This is a genomic window from Escherichia marmotae, from assembly GCF_002900365.1.
GTDB lineage: Bacteria > Pseudomonadota > Gammaproteobacteria > Enterobacterales > Enterobacteriaceae > Escherichia > Escherichia marmotae.
Window position 1 is genome coordinate 3,651,851 of record NZ_CP025979.1, and the last position, 15,284, is coordinate 3,667,134.

At 52.9% G+C, this 15,284-nt stretch carries 13 protein-coding genes and 1 pseudogene; 7 read left to right on the forward strand and 7 right to left on the reverse strand.

Annotation, left to right across the window (positions count from 1 at the left end; translation table 11 throughout):
- The first annotated feature begins 36 nt into the window (after positions 1 to 36).
- The 7 genes from nrfB to gltP all read left to right on the forward strand — a co-directional run bounded on the left by nrfB (position 37) and on the right by gltP (position 6,587).
- Positions 37 to 603 carry a cytochrome c nitrite reductase pentaheme subunit gene (gene nrfB, locus C1192_RS18710; protein ID WP_010377524.1) on the forward strand — a complete coding sequence of 189 codons (567 nt, stop codon included), beginning with the start codon at positions 37 to 39 and terminating at the stop codon, positions 601 to 603.
- On the forward strand, positions 600 to 1,271 hold the full coding sequence (nrfC, locus tag C1192_RS18715; RefSeq protein WP_000220276.1) for a cytochrome c nitrite reductase Fe-S protein: 672 nt from the start codon (positions 600 to 602) through the stop codon (positions 1,269 to 1,271). Before nrfB ends, nrfC begins: the two co-directional genes overlap by 4 nt.
- The gene (gene nrfD, locus C1192_RS18720; RefSeq protein ID WP_001517578.1) at positions 1,268 to 2,224 is read left to right on the forward strand and encodes a cytochrome c nitrite reductase subunit NrfD; all 957 of its coding nucleotides are present in this window, start codon (positions 1,268 to 1,270) and stop codon (positions 2,222 to 2,224) included. The genes nrfC and nrfD overlap by 4 nt, the downstream gene beginning before the upstream one ends.
- A gap of 19 nt (positions 2,225 to 2,243) precedes the next feature.
- A complete protein-coding gene (locus C1192_RS18725; protein WP_072041572.1) occupies positions 2,244 to 3,962 on the forward strand; it encodes a heme lyase CcmF/NrfE family subunit in 1,719 nt (572 codons plus the stop codon).
- Positions 3,955 to 4,338 carry a heme lyase NrfEFG subunit NrfF gene (gene nrfF, locus C1192_RS18730; protein ID WP_001037812.1) on the forward strand — a complete coding sequence of 128 codons (384 nt, stop codon included), beginning with the start codon at positions 3,955 to 3,957 and terminating at the stop codon, positions 4,336 to 4,338. The genes C1192_RS18725 and nrfF overlap by 8 nt, the downstream gene beginning before the upstream one ends.
- Positions 4,335 to 4,931, forward strand: coding sequence for a heme lyase NrfEFG subunit NrfG (gene nrfG / locus C1192_RS18735; RefSeq protein WP_000812997.1), 597 nt, complete (start codon positions 4,335 to 4,337; stop codon positions 4,929 to 4,931). The genes nrfF and nrfG overlap by 4 nt, the downstream gene beginning before the upstream one ends.
- Positions 4,932 to 5,273: 342 nt before the next feature.
- Entirely contained in the window at positions 5,274 to 6,587 is a 1,314-nt protein-coding gene (gene gltP / locus C1192_RS18745; protein ID WP_000789606.1) for a glutamate/aspartate:proton symporter GltP, read from the forward strand.
- A gap of 161 nt (positions 6,588 to 6,748) precedes the next feature.
- On the opposite strand, the pseudogene yjcO reads toward gltP, so the two are convergent.
- From yjcO to fdhF, 7 genes and pseudogenes are all read right to left on the reverse strand, one after another.
- Positions 6,749 to 7,438, reverse strand: a pseudogene (gene yjcO, locus C1192_RS18750) (Sel1 family TPR-like repeat protein YjcO).
- 110 nt (positions 7,439 to 7,548) lie between these two features.
- Positions 7,549 to 8,253: an ABC transporter ATP-binding protein gene (locus C1192_RS18755; protein ID WP_038354730.1), complete on the reverse strand. Its 705-nt coding sequence runs from the start codon at positions 8,251 to 8,253 to the stop codon at positions 7,549 to 7,551.
- Positions 8,240 to 9,076 carry an ABC transporter ATP-binding protein gene (locus tag C1192_RS18760; RefSeq protein ID WP_016262784.1) on the reverse strand — a complete coding sequence of 279 codons (837 nt, stop codon included), beginning with the start codon at positions 9,074 to 9,076 and terminating at the stop codon, positions 8,240 to 8,242. Before C1192_RS18760 ends, C1192_RS18755 begins: the two co-directional genes overlap by 14 nt.
- Positions 9,069 to 9,902, reverse strand: coding sequence for an ABC transporter permease (locus tag C1192_RS18765; protein WP_038354731.1), 834 nt, complete (start codon positions 9,900 to 9,902; stop codon positions 9,069 to 9,071). The genes C1192_RS18760 and C1192_RS18765 overlap by 8 nt, the downstream gene beginning before the upstream one ends.
- A complete protein-coding gene (locus C1192_RS18770) occupies positions 9,902 to 10,951 on the reverse strand; it encodes an ABC transporter permease (RefSeq protein WP_001271210.1) in 1,050 nt (349 codons plus the stop codon). The genes C1192_RS18765 and C1192_RS18770 overlap by 1 nt, the downstream gene beginning before the upstream one ends.
- 100 nt (positions 10,952 to 11,051) lie before the next feature.
- Positions 11,052 to 12,620 (reverse strand): ABC transporter substrate-binding protein, encoded by a 1,569-nt coding sequence (locus tag C1192_RS18775; RefSeq protein WP_038354732.1) that lies wholly within the window; start codon positions 12,618 to 12,620, stop codon positions 11,052 to 11,054.
- Between the two features lie 373 nt (positions 12,621 to 12,993).
- Positions 12,994 to 15,141 (reverse strand): formate dehydrogenase subunit alpha, encoded by a 2,148-nt coding sequence (gene fdhF, locus C1192_RS18780; RefSeq protein ID WP_077784529.1) that lies wholly within the window; start codon positions 15,139 to 15,141, stop codon positions 12,994 to 12,996.
- Positions 15,142 to 15,284 lie beyond the last annotated feature (143 nt).

Genomic DNA, 15,284 nt, shown 5'->3' on the forward strand with positions numbered 1-15,284 from the left:
CGCCTCGCAAGGGGCGGAAAACACAATGGAGTGAATATGAGCGTATTACGTTCGTTATTAACTGCCGGGGTGCTGGCGTCGGGTCTGTTGTGGAGCCTGAACGGAATTACCGCTACCCCTGCAGCGCAGGTATCTGATGATCGCTACGAAGTTACCCAGCAGCGTAACCCGGACGCCGCCTGTCTGGACTGTCATAAGCCAGACACCGAAGGTATGCATGGCAAACATGCTTCCGTTATCAACCCGAATAACAAACTGCCGGTTACCTGCACCAACTGTCACGGCCAGCCGTCGCCGCAACATCGCGAAGGGGTGAAAGATGTGATGCGCTTTAACGAGCCGATGTACAACGTTGGAGAGCAGAACAGTGTCTGTATGTCCTGTCATCTACCGGAACAGTTGCAAAAAGCATTCTGGCCGCACGATGTTCATGTCACTAAAGTGGCGTGCGCCAGTTGTCATTCCCTGCATCCACAGCAAGATACGATGCAGACGTTAAGTGACAAAGGACGGATTAAGATTTGCGTCGATTGCCACAGCGATCAGCGCACCAATCCGAACTTTAACCCGGCGTCTGTTCCGTTGCTTAAGGAGCAGCCATGACCTGGTCTCGTCGCCAGTTTCTCACCGGCGTCGGCGTGCTGGCAGCCGTCAGCGGCACCGCAGGGCGCGTGGTGGCGAAAACGTTGAATATCAATGGCGTGCGTTACGGCATGGTGCATGACGAGTCGTTATGCATCGGCTGTACCGCCTGTATGGATGCTTGTCGGGAAGTGAACAAGGTGCCGGAAGGTGTTTCGCGCCTGACGATTATTCGCAGCGAGCCGCAGGGCGAATTTCCTGATGTGAAATATCGCTTCTTCCGTAAGTCTTGCCAGCACTGTGACCATGCGCCGTGCGTTGACGTCTGCCCGACCGGTGCATCTTTTCGCGATGCCGCCAGCGGGATTGTCGATGTTAATCCGGATCTCTGCGTCGGTTGTCAGTACTGCATCGCCGCCTGTCCGTACCGCGTGCGCTTTATCCATCCGGTCACGAAGACCGCGGACAAATGCGACTTCTGCCGTAAGACCAATTTGCAGGCCGGTAAGCTGCCCGCGTGCGTTGAGGCTTGCCCGACGAAGGCGCTGACATTTGGCAATCTGGATGATCCCAACAGTGAAATTTCAAAACTGCTGCGCCAGAAAACCACTTACCGCTACAAGCTGGCGCTGGGAACCAAGCCGAAGCTGTACCGCGTGCCGTTTAAATACGGGGAGGTAAGCCAATGACTCAGGCTTCCGCATTTCATTTTGAATCGCTGGTGTGGGACTGGCCGATTGCCATCTATCTGTTTTTAGTGGGAATTTCTGCGGGGTTGGTGACGCTGGCTGTGTTGCTGCGTCGTTTCTATCCACAGGTGGGCGGTGCAGACAGTACGTTGCTGCGTACCACGCTGTTTGTCGGGCCTGGCGCGGTGATCCTCGGTTTGTTGATCCTCGTCTTCCACCTGACGAAGCCGTGGACCTTCTGGAAACTGATGTTCCACTACAGTTTTACCTCGGTGATGTCGATGGGGGTGATGCTGTTTCAGCTCTACATGGTGGTGCTGGTGCTGTGGCTGGCGAAAATCTTTGAACAAGATTTGCTTGCCCTGCAACAACGCTGGTTGCCGAAGCTGGGGATCGTGCAAAAGGTTCTGACCCTGCTGACGCCTGTTCATCGCGGGCTGGAAACGCTGATGCTGGTGCTGGCGGTGTTGCTGGGGGCTTATACCGGTTTTCTGCTGTCGGCGCTGAAATCGTATCCGTTCCTCAATAACCCGATTCTGCCGGTGCTGTTCCTGTTCTCCGGCATCTCGTCCGGTGCGGCAGTGGCGCTGATCGCCATGGCGATACGCCAGCGCAATAACCCGCATTCCACGGAAGCGCACTTTGTTCACCGTATGGAAATACCCGTTGTATGGGGTGAAATCTTCCTGCTGGTGGCGTTTTTCGTCGGTCTGGCGTTGGGCGATGACGGTAAAGTGCGGGCGCTGGTGGCAGCATTGGGCGGCGGTTTCTGGACAGGGTGGTTCTGGCTTGGCGTTGTCGGGCTGGGGCTGATTGTGCCAATGCTGCTCAAACCGTGGGTGAATCGCAGTTCCGGCATTCCCGCCGTGCTGGCGGCGTGTGGAGCCAGCCTGATCGGTGTGTTGATGCTGCGCTTTTTCATTCTCTACGCTGGGCAGTTGACGGTGGCGTAGGCCAGAAAAGAGGTGGTTTCTGGACGTATTCCTTCCTGAAGTCGGTTTTCTGGCGTTGTTGTTAAGTCTCGGGGTCAACGTGTTGACCCCGTTGACGACCTTCGTGGGTGTGCGACTGCGCTGGCCTGCTATGATGCGGCTCACCAGCATCGGCACTCTGGCACAGTTCGCGCTCCTGCTGCTTGCCTTTGGCGTACTGACGTATTGTTTTCTCACCAGCGATTTCTCGGTTATTTATGTCGCTCAACATAGCTACAGTTTGCTGTCGTGGGAACTCAAACTAGCGGCGGTGTGGGGCGGTCATGAAGGTTCGTTGCTGCTTTGGGTGCTGTTGCTTTCCGCCTGGAGCGCGCTGTTTGCCTGGCATTATCGGCAGCAAACCGGGTCGCTATTTCCGCTCACGTTAGCCGTTTTATCTCTCATACTCGCCGCGCTGCTGCTGTTTGTGTTGCTGTGGTCTGATCCCTTTGTGCGCATATTCCCACCAGCAATCGAAGGCCGCGATCTCAATCCGATGCTGCAGCATCTAGGTCTTATCTTCCATCCGCCGCTGCTTTATCTCGGCTATGGCGGTTTGATGGTGGCGACGAGTGTGGCGCTGGCGAGTTTACTGCGCGGCGAGTTTGATGCAGCCAGCGCCCGTGTCTGCTGGCGATGGGCGCTGCCGGGGTGGTGTGCATTAACGGCGGGGATCATCCTCGGTTCCTGGTGGGCCTATTGCGAACTGGGTTGGGGCGGCTGGTGGTTCTGGGACCCGGTGGAAAACGCCTCCTTATTACCCTGGCTTTCTGCCACTGCGCTGCTGCACAGTTTGTCTCTGACACGTCGGCAGGGAATTTTACGCCACTGGTCTCTGTTGCTGGCGATAGTTACGCTGATGCTGTCGCTGCTGGGTACGTTGATTGTTCGTTCCGGCATTCTGGTTTCGGTTCATGCGTTCGCGCTGGATAACGTTCGCGCCGTGCCGCTGTTCAGCCTGTTTGCACTGATTAGCCTTGCGTCTTTGGCGCTGTATAGCTGGCGGGCGCGGGACGGTGGCTCTGCGGTGCGTTTTTCGGGGTTATCGCGGGAAATGTTAATTCTCGCAACGCTGTTACTGTTTTGCGCGGTGCTGCTGATCGTACTGGTGGGAACGCTGTATCCGATGATTTACGGCCTGCTGGGCTGGGGGCGTCTCTCCGTTGGTGCGCCGTATTTTAATCGCGCGACATTACCGTTTGGTTTGTTGATGCTGGTGGTGATTGTGCTGGCGACGTATGTCTCTGGCAAACGTGCACCGCTTCCGGCGCTGCTGGCACATTCTGGTGTGCTGTTATTTGCCGCCGGGATCGTGGTTTCCAGCATTAGCCGTCAGGAGATCAGCCTGAATTTACAGCCGGGTCAGCAGGTGACGCTGGCGGGTTACACCTTCCGTTTTGAACGCCTCGATCTGCAAGCCAAAGGCAATTACACCAGCGAAAAAGCGGTAGTGGCGCTGTTTGACCATCAGCAACGTATTGGTGAACTGACGCCGGAGCGGCGTTTTTATGAAGCGCGCCGTCAGCAAATGATGGAGCCGTCTATTTGCTGGAACGGCATCCATGACTGGTATGCAGTGATGGGGGAGAAAACCGGGCCAGATCGATACGCTTTTCGTTTGTATGTACAAAGCGGCGTGCGCTGGATCTGGGGGGGAGGGTTGTTGATGATTGCGGGTGCATTGCTAAGCGGATGGCGGGGGAGAAATCGCGATGAATAAATTGCTTCTCACGTTACTGTTGATATTTGCCTGTTTTGCACACGCCCAGGTCGTAGACACCTGGCAATTCGCCAATCTGCAACAACAGGAACAGGCGTTAAATATTGCCAGTCAGTTACGTTGCCCGCAGTGTCAGAATCAGAACTTACTGGAATCCAACGCGCCGGTGGCAGTCAGTATGCGTCATCAGGTTTACAAGATGGTGGCGGAGGGGAAAAGCAAAGCTGAGATTGTCGGCTGGATGACCGAACGCTACGGTGATTTTGTCCGCTATAACCCACCGCTGACCAGCCAGACGCTGCTCCTGTGGGCGCTGCCAGTGGTGTTGTTACTGCTAATGGCGCTGATCCTCTGGCGGGTGAGGGGGAAACGATGAAACAGCCTCAAGTGCCGGTAAAAACGCTGGTGGCGCTGGCGGTTGTGATGGCGCTGCTCTGTATCGGCGGTTATCTGTTAAGTCCGAAATGGCAGGCGGCACGTGCGGAGTATCTGCGCCAGCGCGATCCGTTACATCAGTTTGCCAGCCAGCAAACACCGGAGACACAGCTTCAGGCATTGCAGGATAAAATTCGCGCCAACCCGCAAAATAGCGAACAGTGGGCGCTGCTGGGCGAGTATTACCTGTGGCAAAACGATTACAGCAATTCGCTGCTGGCGTACCGTCAGGCGCTGCGACTGCGCGGTGAGAACGCTGAACTGTACGCGGCGCTGGCGACGGTGCTTTATTACCAGGCCAGCCAGCATATGACCGCCCAGGCTCGTGCGATGATCGACAAAGCCCTGGCGCTGGACGAAAACGAAATCACCGCCCTGATGCTGCTGGCTTCTGATGCGTTTATGCAGGCGAACTACGCGCAATCCATCGAACTATGGCAAAAAGTGATGGATCTCAACTCACCCAGGGTAAACCGGACACAGTTGGTTGAGTCGATTAATATGGCAAAACTGCTGCAGCGGCGATCGGATTAATCATCCGGAGCTGAAGATTATGCTATTGAGCTGCATAAAAATTAACCGAATGAACGCATTCAGAAAATAATCACCAATCAGTATTATTGCAAATTAAACAAATAAAAATCTTTCAATAACAAATGGTTATGCATTAATCTTGCCATAAACTCGCGTTATTATGCATTAATGCAGCGAAAAGCTCTGTTGTTAAAGGGTTGCGCAACATACCGCGCAAATGATACTGATCATAAGCGTTAAAAAAATCTACAAACCAACGCAACACAATTCATGCCCTGGCAGTATGTCACGTTCTCACGTTTTTGAACGGGAGAGCGGCGCTCCATTGAGGAAGTTATTCTGATGAAAAATATAAAATTCAGCCTGGCCTGGCAGATTCTGTTTGCTATGGTGCTGGGCATTCTCCTGGGAAGTTACCTGCACTACCATAGCGACAGCCGCGAATGGCTGGTCGTCAATTTGCTCTCTCCGGCGGGTGATATTTTTATCCACCTGATCAAAATGATTGTTGTGCCGATTGTTATCTCCACGCTGGTTGTTGGGATTGCAGGTGTTGGTGATGCTAAACAACTCGGACGAATTGGCGCGAAAACCATTATCTACTTCGAGGTGATCACCACCGTCGCTATCATTCTGGGGATCACTCTGGCGAACGTCTTCCAGCCCGGTTCCGGGGTGGATATGTCGCAGTTGGCGACTGTCGATATTTCGAAATATCAGAGCACCACGGAAGCGGTACAAAGCAGTTCCCACGGCATAATGGGCACTATTTTGTCGCTGGTGCCGACGAACATTGTGGCGTCGATGGCGAAAGGCGAAATGCTGCCGATCATCTTCTTCTCGGTGCTGTTTGGTCTGGGACTTTCCTCCCTGCCCGCGACGCATCGTGAACCGTTGGTGACCGTGTTCCGCTCCATCTCCGAAACCATGTTTAAAGTGACTCACATGGTGATGCGTTACGCGCCGATTGGTGTGTTTGCGTTGATTGCGGTGACAGTAGCTAACTTTGGTTTTTCTTCTCTGTGGCCGCTGGCGAAACTGGTGCTGCTGGTGCATTTTGCCATTCTGTTCTTTGCGCTGGTGGTGTTGGGAATTGTGGCGCGCCTGTGCGGGTTAAGCGTCTGGATCCTGATTCGTATTCTGAAAGACGAGCTGATTCTGGCGTACTCCACTGCCAGCTCTGAAAGTGTGCTGCCGCGGATTATCGAGAAGATGGAAGCCTACGGCGCACCAGCGTCAATCACCAGTTTCGTGGTGCCAACTGGTTACTCCTTTAACCTCGATGGTTCGACGCTGTATCAAAGTATTGCCGCTATCTTCATCGCCCAGTTGTATGGCATTGACTTGTCCATCTGGCAGGAAATCATTCTGGTACTGACGCTGATGGTGACCTCGAAAGGGATTGCTGGCGTGCCGGGCGTGTCGTTTGTGGTGCTGCTGGCAACGCTGGGTAGCGTGGGGATCCCGCTGGAAGGCCTGGCGTTTATTGCCGGTGTTGACCGTATCCTCGATATGGCGCGTACTGCGCTGAACGTGGTGGGTAATGCGCTGGCGGTGCTGGTAATTGCCAAGTGGGAACACAAATTTGACCGCAAAAAGGCGATGGCCTACGAGCGTGAAGTGCTGGGCAAATTTGATAAGACGGCGGATCAGTAATTGAAGATTGCCGGGAAGTTATATCCACCCGGCAATGTGTGGATGCCTGATGCGACGCTTACCGCGTCTTATCAGGCCTACGCCAGACTGCACAATAGCCTGATTTAGCGTAATTTTTGTAGGTCGGATAAGGCGTTTACGCCGCATCCGACACCCCAATTTTAGCCATTAGTTAACTTTTCAAATTCTTCACATCCGGTATCAAACCCTTCCATACAGCTCAGGTTCAACCAGTGCAGCGCCTTTTGTTTGTTCTTCTCGATAAAACCTTCTTCACCGTTTAAGAACATCATTCCCGCCCAATACTCGGAATACCCGGTACGGGAAATGGTAGAGCTACGCTTGAAATACCAGGTTGCTTTGTCATCGTCGGCCTTGATGCCCACGCCGTTGGCGTAAATTAAGCCAAGCAGCATTTGGGCATCAACGGCGGAGTCGTTCTCCAAATCTTCCGAGGCGTTTTCTAACAGTGAAATCGCTTTCGGATAATCCGGTTTACCTGCCTAGGTATTAACCAGAATATGTGCCAGCGTCACTTCACCTTCTTTACTGCCAGCTTGCGCCGCTTTTTCGGCAAGCACTTTTGCTTGTGGATAGTCCAGACTGACCGGATTAGTGATTTTGATCTGCGCTAACAGCGCGCAGGCATCGGCATCACCGCTGTCAGCGGCTTTCTGTGCCCAATATTCGGCTTTGCTCAAGTCGCCGGAGCTAAACCAGCTATCGGCAAGAAAATATTGTGCGCGTTTATCTCCGGCCTCTGCTGCCTTTACATACTGGCTGCCTGGCTCGGAGTCGTCCGCGTGGGCAAAGAATGTCAAAAATAACATCAAAGTGATAATTTTTTTCATTTTGATAATGAGGTTTGGTAGGGTATAGACAGTATAAAGTGTTCGGATGGACAAAAAAACAACTGTAAAAAGACCTGCAGGCAGAATGATTTAATGCGATGTAAGGATTTTTAATCCATCCGATGCTCACCTTTTTCCAGAGCGTTGCGATCGAAAAATCGCTGAATTTTCCCCCCATCCATCATTGCCGCCCGGTCAGACATGTGCGCGATGACATCTGCATCGTGGCTGACCAGCAGATAGGTCATTTGGTGCTTCCGCTTCAGTTGATTCAACAAATTAAGAATTTCCGCTTGTACCGACATATCCAGTGCTGAGGTGGGTTCATCCAGCAGAAGAAGTTGTGGCCGTAATAATAGGGCGCGAGCAATAACCACACGTTGTCGCTGACCACCGGAAAGTTGATGCGGGTAGCGGCGAGCGGCGTCGGCAGGTAAACCAACTTGTTCCAGTGCGGTATGGACGTGTTTTTCTATTTCACGTTCACCACGGATTTTGAGCGGTTCAGCCAGCGTTCGCCACAACGTATGATTGGGATGCAATGAGGCATAGGGATCCTGAAACACCATTTGCACATTGCGGCGGAGATCGCCCTGAAAACGCATGCCTGGTTTGATGGTGTGCCCAAACAGCGATACCTGGCCGCGCCAGTCGCGCTGTAATCCGGCAATTACGCGCAAAATTGTGGATTTTCCACAGCCTGATTCGCCAATTAAGCTAAATGTTTCTCCGGCATTAACCGAAAAACTGGCGGCTGAAACTGCGGTTTTCTCAGCAAAAGTAACCTGCAAGTGATTAATTTCAACAATCGTCATGGTATTTCTCCGGCGTCATCGCCGTCCTGTCCAGCGTCGGCAGCATCTGTCCGTAAGTTTGCGCACTCGGGCGGCAAGTCCACAGTGTGCGCGTGTAAGGGTGTGTTGCTGTGGGTAGCGCATCGGCGCGCATTTCATCCACCTTACTTCCCTGATACATCACCAGCACCCGGTGGCAAAATTGGGCAACTAATGGCAGGTCGTGACTGATCAGCAGCATCGCCATCTGTCGTTGTTCACACAGGGTCACCAGAAGTTCCAGAATCTGATTGCGCAGGCGAACATCCAGTGCCGATGTTGGCTCATCGGCAATCAATACCCGGGGATTGTTGATGAGCGCAATTGCAATCATCACTCGCTGCCCCATCCCGCCAGAAAGTTCTCGTGGATAGCTTTGCAACACTCGCGTATTAAGGCCGACAGCCTGAATTGCGGTATTTATTTTCTCTTCTTTTTCGCGGCGACTCAGGCGTTGGTGAAGCGTAAGTGCCTCTTCCAGTTGTGCTTTCACAGTTTTCACAGGATTAAGTGCATAACGCGGATCTTGCAATACCATTGCGATATCGTTACCGCGCAGTTGTTGCCATCCACGCGCGTTAAGGGTGAGCGCATCACGACCCAGGATGTTAAGTGTGTCTGCGGTTACCACTCCGGGTTTGCGTACCAGCCCCATCAGGGCGCGGGCGGTCATGGACTTACCCGAACCTGACTCACCGACCAGCGCCAGACGCTCATTGCCTAATGTAAAACTGATATTGTTAACGACCCGGGAACCCGGATAGTCGACACAGAGATTGTTGATACTAAGGCGCGGATCAGTCATGTTGTGGCTCCAGAACATCGCGCAAGCCATCGCCCAGTAGATTAAAGGCCAGGCTGGCAATTAAGATAATTGCGCCGGGCGCGGCGGCAATCCACCATTGATCGAAAATGACCTGCATACCATCAGCGATCATGGCTCCCCATTCCGCCATTGGCGGACGAGCACCAAGACCAAGAAAACCCAGGCCAGCAGCCGCCAGAATGATGCCTGCTAAATCCAGCGCCAGGCGGACAATGGCCGATGGCAGGCACAATGGCAAAATATGACCAATAAGCAGACGCCAGCCGCGGATGCCCATCATCTCTGCAGCAGCAAGATAATCACTGTGTCGTAGACGTTGGATCTCACTGCGCGCCTGACGCGCATAAGCGGGCCAGGTGGTTAACGCCAGCGCCAGCGCGCCGTTAACCAGCCCCGGCCCCAGCATGGCAACGAAAGCAAAGGCCAGAATCAAACGCGGCATTGACATCACCACGTCAGTAAAACGCATCAGCACGCGTTCCAGCCAGCCGTCATAGTATCCGGATAAAATGCCAATCAGCAGGCCGACCGGGAGTGTAATGATGGTCACCAGTGCCACCAGACCCAGCGCTGGTCGGCTGCCGTAGATTAAACGTGAAAGCAGATGTCGCCCGTAACTATCTGTTCCGAGCCAGTGCTGGCTACCCGGCGCTTGTAACCGTGCAGCCGCATCCTGCCAGTTAGGATCGTGAGGAGCCAGCCACGGCGCGAAGAGCGCAATTAGCATCAATAACAGGATAATTATCAAACCGCAGAACGCGGCGGGTGAATGACGCAAACGGCGTAAAAAGAGAAACATCGGCATCAGCGCAACCTCGGATCGGTCAGCCGGACCAGCAGGTCGGTGAGGTTATTTATCAACACAAAGCAGACGCCAATCAGCAATGTTCCCCCCATGATTGCTGTAGTGTCGCCCGCGAACAGCGCCGTGGTGAGATAGCGCCCAATGCCCGGCCATGAAAAGACAGTTTCTGTCAGTACCGCGCCTTCCAGCATCGATGTATAGGCGAGAGCGATAACGGTGAGCAAGGTGCCGCGAATGTTGGGCAAAACATGACGTAGCAAAATTGTCATCTCGCTGGCCCCTTTGGCGCGCGCCAGCAGAATATATTCTTTATTCATTTCGCCAAGACAAGCGGAACGTGTCAGGCGCGTAATACTGGCGAGTGAGAAGTACGCCAGTAATAAAACCGGCAGTATCAAATGGTTGATGGCATTGGTAAACGCCTCGCGATCGCCAGAAAGCCACGTATCAATCAGCGCAAATCCGCTGCGGGGTTCAATGGTGAATTGATAAATATCATCCAGCCGGCCCGGTCCGGCACTCCATTGCAGTCTGGCGTAAAACAGTGCCAGCATCAGCAGACCAAGCCAAAAAATGGGGACGGAATTTCCCAGCAGAGTCAGTGTCCGCACGGCGAAATCCAGCGGTGAACCGACATAACGGGCGCAAAGTACACCCGCAATAACGCCGACAACGGAGCCGACAATAAGCGCCAACGTCGCCAGTTCCAGGGTCGCCGGAAACGCCGATAGCAAGTCCTGGAGAACCGGTTGCCCGGTAGCGCTGGCAATGCCGAGATCGCCGTGAGCCAGATTCACCAGGTAATGCCAGAACTGGACGGCTAACGGTTGATCTAACCCTAACTGGTGGCGCACCTGATCATAGGTGGACTGGCTGGCGTGATCGCCAACGATTTGCAGTACCCGATCGACCGGTGAGAGGGCCGAAAGCGCAAAGGTAATCAGCAGCAGGCCGAGCAACGTCAGAGAGACGGTAAACAGTCCTTGCAAGAGCGCGAGCAGAGGGCGTTTGCCTCGCCATCTCGCGTGAGTGGAAAAAGCGGCAGACATGATCTTTCCATACAGTGAAAAATCAGCGACTGGTCTGCAGTGCGGACCAGCCCTGGTAACCGCGCCCGATAACGTTGTCGGGCGCGAGTGGCGTACAGGATTATTTGGTTACCTGATCAAACCAGACCATATCGGCATTCAATCCTTGTTGATAACCCTGCACATTATCACGCATGACAATTTGCGTTTTGCCTTGATCAATAAAGACATACGGGGAACTACGTTGCAGTTCTTGTTGCATTTTTTTATATAAATCAATACGTTTAGCATTATCGGGTTCAGCGACTGCCGCCAGCGTTTCTTTGTTCAGTTCCGGGATTTTCCAGCTATTTAACCCGGCAACGGTGCTGGATTTGCCATCGTTATAGGCGAAAGAGCTGGCGTTGGAATGTGCGTCAAAATAATCAGGCAACCACATACGAATGGCCCCCTGATGCTGATGGGCGCGAACCCGTGAGTAAACCTGGCTCCCCGCGGCTGGCAGCAAATCCACTTTTACACCGCCCTGAGCAAAGCTGGCCTGAATTGACTGCGCGATGGTAATAAATGGCGGTTTATTTTCGACATCAAGCGTGAAGTGCGGGTCTTTGATTCCAGCTTTAGCAAGGATCTCTTTTGCTTTGGCAGGATTAAAGGTGAACGGTGTCTCTTCCAGTGCACCGGGGAAACCTACTGGCAGGAAACTTTGATGGGTAAAGTATTGTCCTTTCAGCAGATTTTTGGTGATGCCGTCGTAATCGACCAACCAGCGAGCAGCTTCCCAGAACGCAGGATTACTCATCAGCGGGTTATCCTTGTTGCCGGTATTAAAGGCCAGATAGTTCTGCTCAGCGGAGGCAATACTCATCACTTTGACGCCAGGTTTACCCTGTAATGCATCAATTTGGTCTGCCCCCAGATCGCGAGCCATATCAGCATCGCCTTGTTGGATCAGCAGGCGACGCGTTGCAGGATCGGGAACATTTTTGATGATGACGCTTTTCAGCTTCGGTGCGCCGGTCGGTGAACTGGCGTTGGCTTCCATCACGATGGCCTGATGCGGTTGGTAGGTACGCATTTTAAACGCGCCGCTGCCAGCGGAATGCATCTTCAGCCATTCATTACCAAAGTCGTTATTTTTGGCGTTTGGCGCAACCAACTTCTCGTCAACAATCGAGGCAATTGGCGTAGAGAGAATATTCAGCGCCAGCGCCGGACTGACGTCAGCACTCCACTGTACCTGGACAGTATGGTCGTCGATTTTCTTCAACTGGCTGGCGATATTTTCCGGTTGCCAGCCCAGTACATTGAGAATAAATGCACCGGACTTATTCAGCGTGACGGCACGGACATAAGAGTAAATCACATCTTCCGGGCGCACCGGATTACCGGAGGCAAATTTCGCATCGCTTTTGAGTTTTATGGTCAGCGTTTTTGCTACAGGATCAGCCTGCCAGCTTTCGGCCAGAATCGGAGTGATTTTCGCGGGATCGTTACGATCCGGCTGCACAACGCGTTGATACAGGCTTGGTACAGTCTGAATACTGGAGAGTTCATTAGCTTCTGCCGGATCCAGACTCACAATATCATCCAGTCCCTGGGCAACAACCAACGTATTCGGCGGTGTCGCGGCAAAGGCGGTGGCGGAAATTGCGCTTAATACCAGTAAAGATAATAGTTTTTTAATCATATGCTTCCCAATCCCTGAAGTTACTTTGAGGTTATCAATACGCTATCTGACGGGGCATTACTGCATAAATTGCGCCAAAATATCCCGTTAATAGAGCATGTTAGACGGTCGATGATTTCTCACCTTGCCGAAATTTTAATCATCAAATGTAAAGTATTATTACGTTAGGCCGCGATGAGAATTGAGTAAAGATAATTCTCATTTGCACTTGTGATTGGATGAGAATAACAACGGAGAGGATGTCGCTGATAACCAGGATGGACTGGTCTGACTGCGCGGGTATGTATAAAAAATCCGGAAACGGGTGAGCGTTCCCGGATTGATACAAAGGCGTTGGGTAATACCGTCGCCTTTAACGTGAGTTAAAGCGGTATTACGCCAGCGCCGCTTCGCGCAGGCGAGTTTTCAACTTGTTGTACTCGTCAATCACGTACTGCTCGGCGGCGCGCTGATCGGAAATCGGCTCGACGCGCACGGCGCAGTATTTGTACTCCGGCGTTTTGGTAATCGGGCTTAAGTTTTCGGTAACCAGCTCGTTACAGGCACCAATCCACCACTGGTAGGTCATGTAAATCGCCCCTTTGTTCGGACGATCGCTGACCTGCGCGCGGGTGATAATTTTGCCTTTACGCGAGTGCACCCAAACTAGTGCCTCATCTTCAATACCCAGACGTTTTGCGTCTTCGGTATTGATTTGTGCGTAGCCAGGTTCATCAGCCAGAGCTGCCAGTGCCGCACAGTTACCGGTCATCGAACGACAGGAGTAGTGCCCAACTTCACGCACCGTTGACAGTACCATTGGATACTCGTCGGTGAGTTTGTCGATTGGCGCTACCCAGTCGCAGGTGAAGAACTGCGCCAGGCCGTTCGGGGTATCAAACTTCTCTTTAAACAGATAAGAAGTCCCCTGATCGGCATCTGAAGTATCGCGGCAAGGCCACTGAATGAAGCCCAGTTCGCCCATTTTCTCGTAAGTCGCACCGTAGAAATCCGGGCACAGATGACGCAACTCATCCCAGATCTCCTGGGTATTGTTGTAGTGCATCGGATAACCCATACGGGTGGCAATTTCACTGATGATTTGCCAGTCCGTTTTCAGATCCCACTTCGGTTCAACCGCCTTGAAGAAACGCTGGAAACCACGGTCAGCCGCAGTATAGACACCTTCATGTTCGCCCCACGAGGTTGACGGTAAAATGACATCCGCCGCTGACGCAGTTTTGGTCATAAAGATGTCCTGGACGATGACCAGTTCCAGATCTTCAAAGGCTTTACGTACTGCCGACAGTTCCGCGTCAGTTTGCAGCGGATCTTCGCCCATAATGTACGCCGCACGGACTTCGCCATGCGCTGCGCGGTGCGGTAACTCGCTGATGCGGTAACCGGTATGGGCTGGCAGACTTTCTACACCCCAGGCTTTGGCGAATTTCTCGCGGTTAGCCGGATCTTTCACGTACTGATAGCCAGGATACGTATCTGGCAGTGCGCCCATATCGCAGGCACCCTGCACGTTGTTCTGACCACGAACCGGGTTAACGCCCGCATGCGGCTTACCGAGGTTACCAGTCAGCATTGCGAGGCTGGTCAGAGAACGCACGGTTTCCACGCCCTGATAGAACTGGGTAACACCCATGCCCCACAGAATGGATGCGCTTTCCGCCTGGGCATACATCCGCGCCGCCTGACGAATCTCACTGGCACTGACGCCGGTGATATCTTCAACCGATTCCGGCGTGTAGCCTTCAACGATTTTACGATACTCTTCAAAGCCTTCCGTACGGGAAGCGACGAACGCTTTGTCGTACAGATTTTCTTCAATAATGACATGGCCCATCGCATTTAACAGCGCGATGTTCGAGCCGTTTTTCAGTGCGATGTGCATGTCAGCAATGCGCACAGTTTCAATTTTGCGCGGATCGCAGACGATAATTTTCGCCCCGTTACGTTTAGCGTTAATCACGTGATTCGCTACGATCGGGTGGGAATCCGCTGGGTTGTACCCAAAGACGAACACTAAATCGGTATTATCAATTTCGTTAATGGCATTGCTCATTGCGCCGTTACCGACCGATTGGTGCAGACCTGCAACCGATGGGCCGTGTCAGACGCGAGCGCAGCAGTCAACGTTATTAGTACCAATAACGGCGCGCGCAAATTTTTGCATTACATAGTTGGTTTCGTTACCCGTACCGCGCGAGGAGCCGGTCGTCTGGATGGCATCCGGACCGTACTTCTCTTTGATGGCGCTCAGGCGCTCGGCAACGTAATTCAGAGCCTCATCCCAGGAAACAGGTTCGAGTTTGCCGCCACGCTGGCGACGGATCATGGGGGTTTTCAGGCGCGGGGTCAGGATCTGGGTATCGTTAATGAAATCCCAGCCATAATAACCCTTCAGACACAGAGTACCCTGGTTGGTTTTCCCCTGCGCTGCCTCCGCCCGGACGATTTTGCCGTTATCGACGACCAGGTTGATTTTGCAACCTGATGCGCAATATGGGCAAACCGTGACGACTTTTTTCATCGGTCTCGCTCCAGTTAATCAAATCACGCATACGCGCTCTCGACTACAGTATGCATCTTTTATGCCACCTTTTATTTGGGGACATTCCCTGATATTACGGGCGCTTTTTGTTCAAAACTCTGACGAAAAACAGGCTGTCGTCA

Excerpts from the sequence above, each read along its gene's own strand:
- nrfB (WP_010377524.1), top strand. The coding sequence starts at position 37 with ATGAGCGTATTACGTTCGTTATTAACTGCCGGGGTGCTGGCGTCGGGT.
- nrfC (WP_000220276.1), top strand. The coding sequence starts at position 600 with ATGACCTGGTCTCGTCGCCAGTTTCTCACCGGCGTCGGCGTGCTGGCA.
- nrfD (WP_001517578.1), top strand. The coding sequence starts at position 1,268 with ATGACTCAGGCTTCCGCATTTCATTTTGAATCGCTGGTGTGGGACTGG.
- nrfF (WP_001037812.1), top strand. The coding sequence starts at position 3,955 with ATGAATAAATTGCTTCTCACGTTACTGTTGATATTTGCCTGTTTTGCA.
- nrfG (WP_000812997.1), top strand. The coding sequence starts at position 4,335 with ATGAAACAGCCTCAAGTGCCGGTAAAAACGCTGGTGGCGCTGGCGGTT.
- gltP (WP_000789606.1), top strand. The coding sequence starts at position 5,274 with ATGAAAAATATAAAATTCAGCCTGGCCTGGCAGATTCTGTTTGCTATG.
- C1192_RS18755 (WP_038354730.1), bottom strand. The coding sequence starts at position 8,253 with ATGACGATTGTTGAAATTAATCACTTGCAGGTTACTTTTGCTGAGAAA.
- C1192_RS18760 (WP_016262784.1), bottom strand. The coding sequence starts at position 9,076 with ATGACTGATCCGCGCCTTAGTATCAACAATCTCTGTGTCGACTATCCG.
- C1192_RS18765 (WP_038354731.1), bottom strand. The coding sequence starts at position 9,902 with ATGCCGATGTTTCTCTTTTTACGCCGTTTGCGTCATTCACCCGCCGCG.
- C1192_RS18770 (WP_001271210.1), bottom strand. The coding sequence starts at position 10,951 with ATGTCTGCCGCTTTTTCCACTCACGCGAGATGGCGAGGCAAACGCCCT.
- C1192_RS18775 (WP_038354732.1), bottom strand. The coding sequence starts at position 12,620 with ATGATTAAAAAACTATTATCTTTACTGGTATTAAGCGCAATTTCCGCC.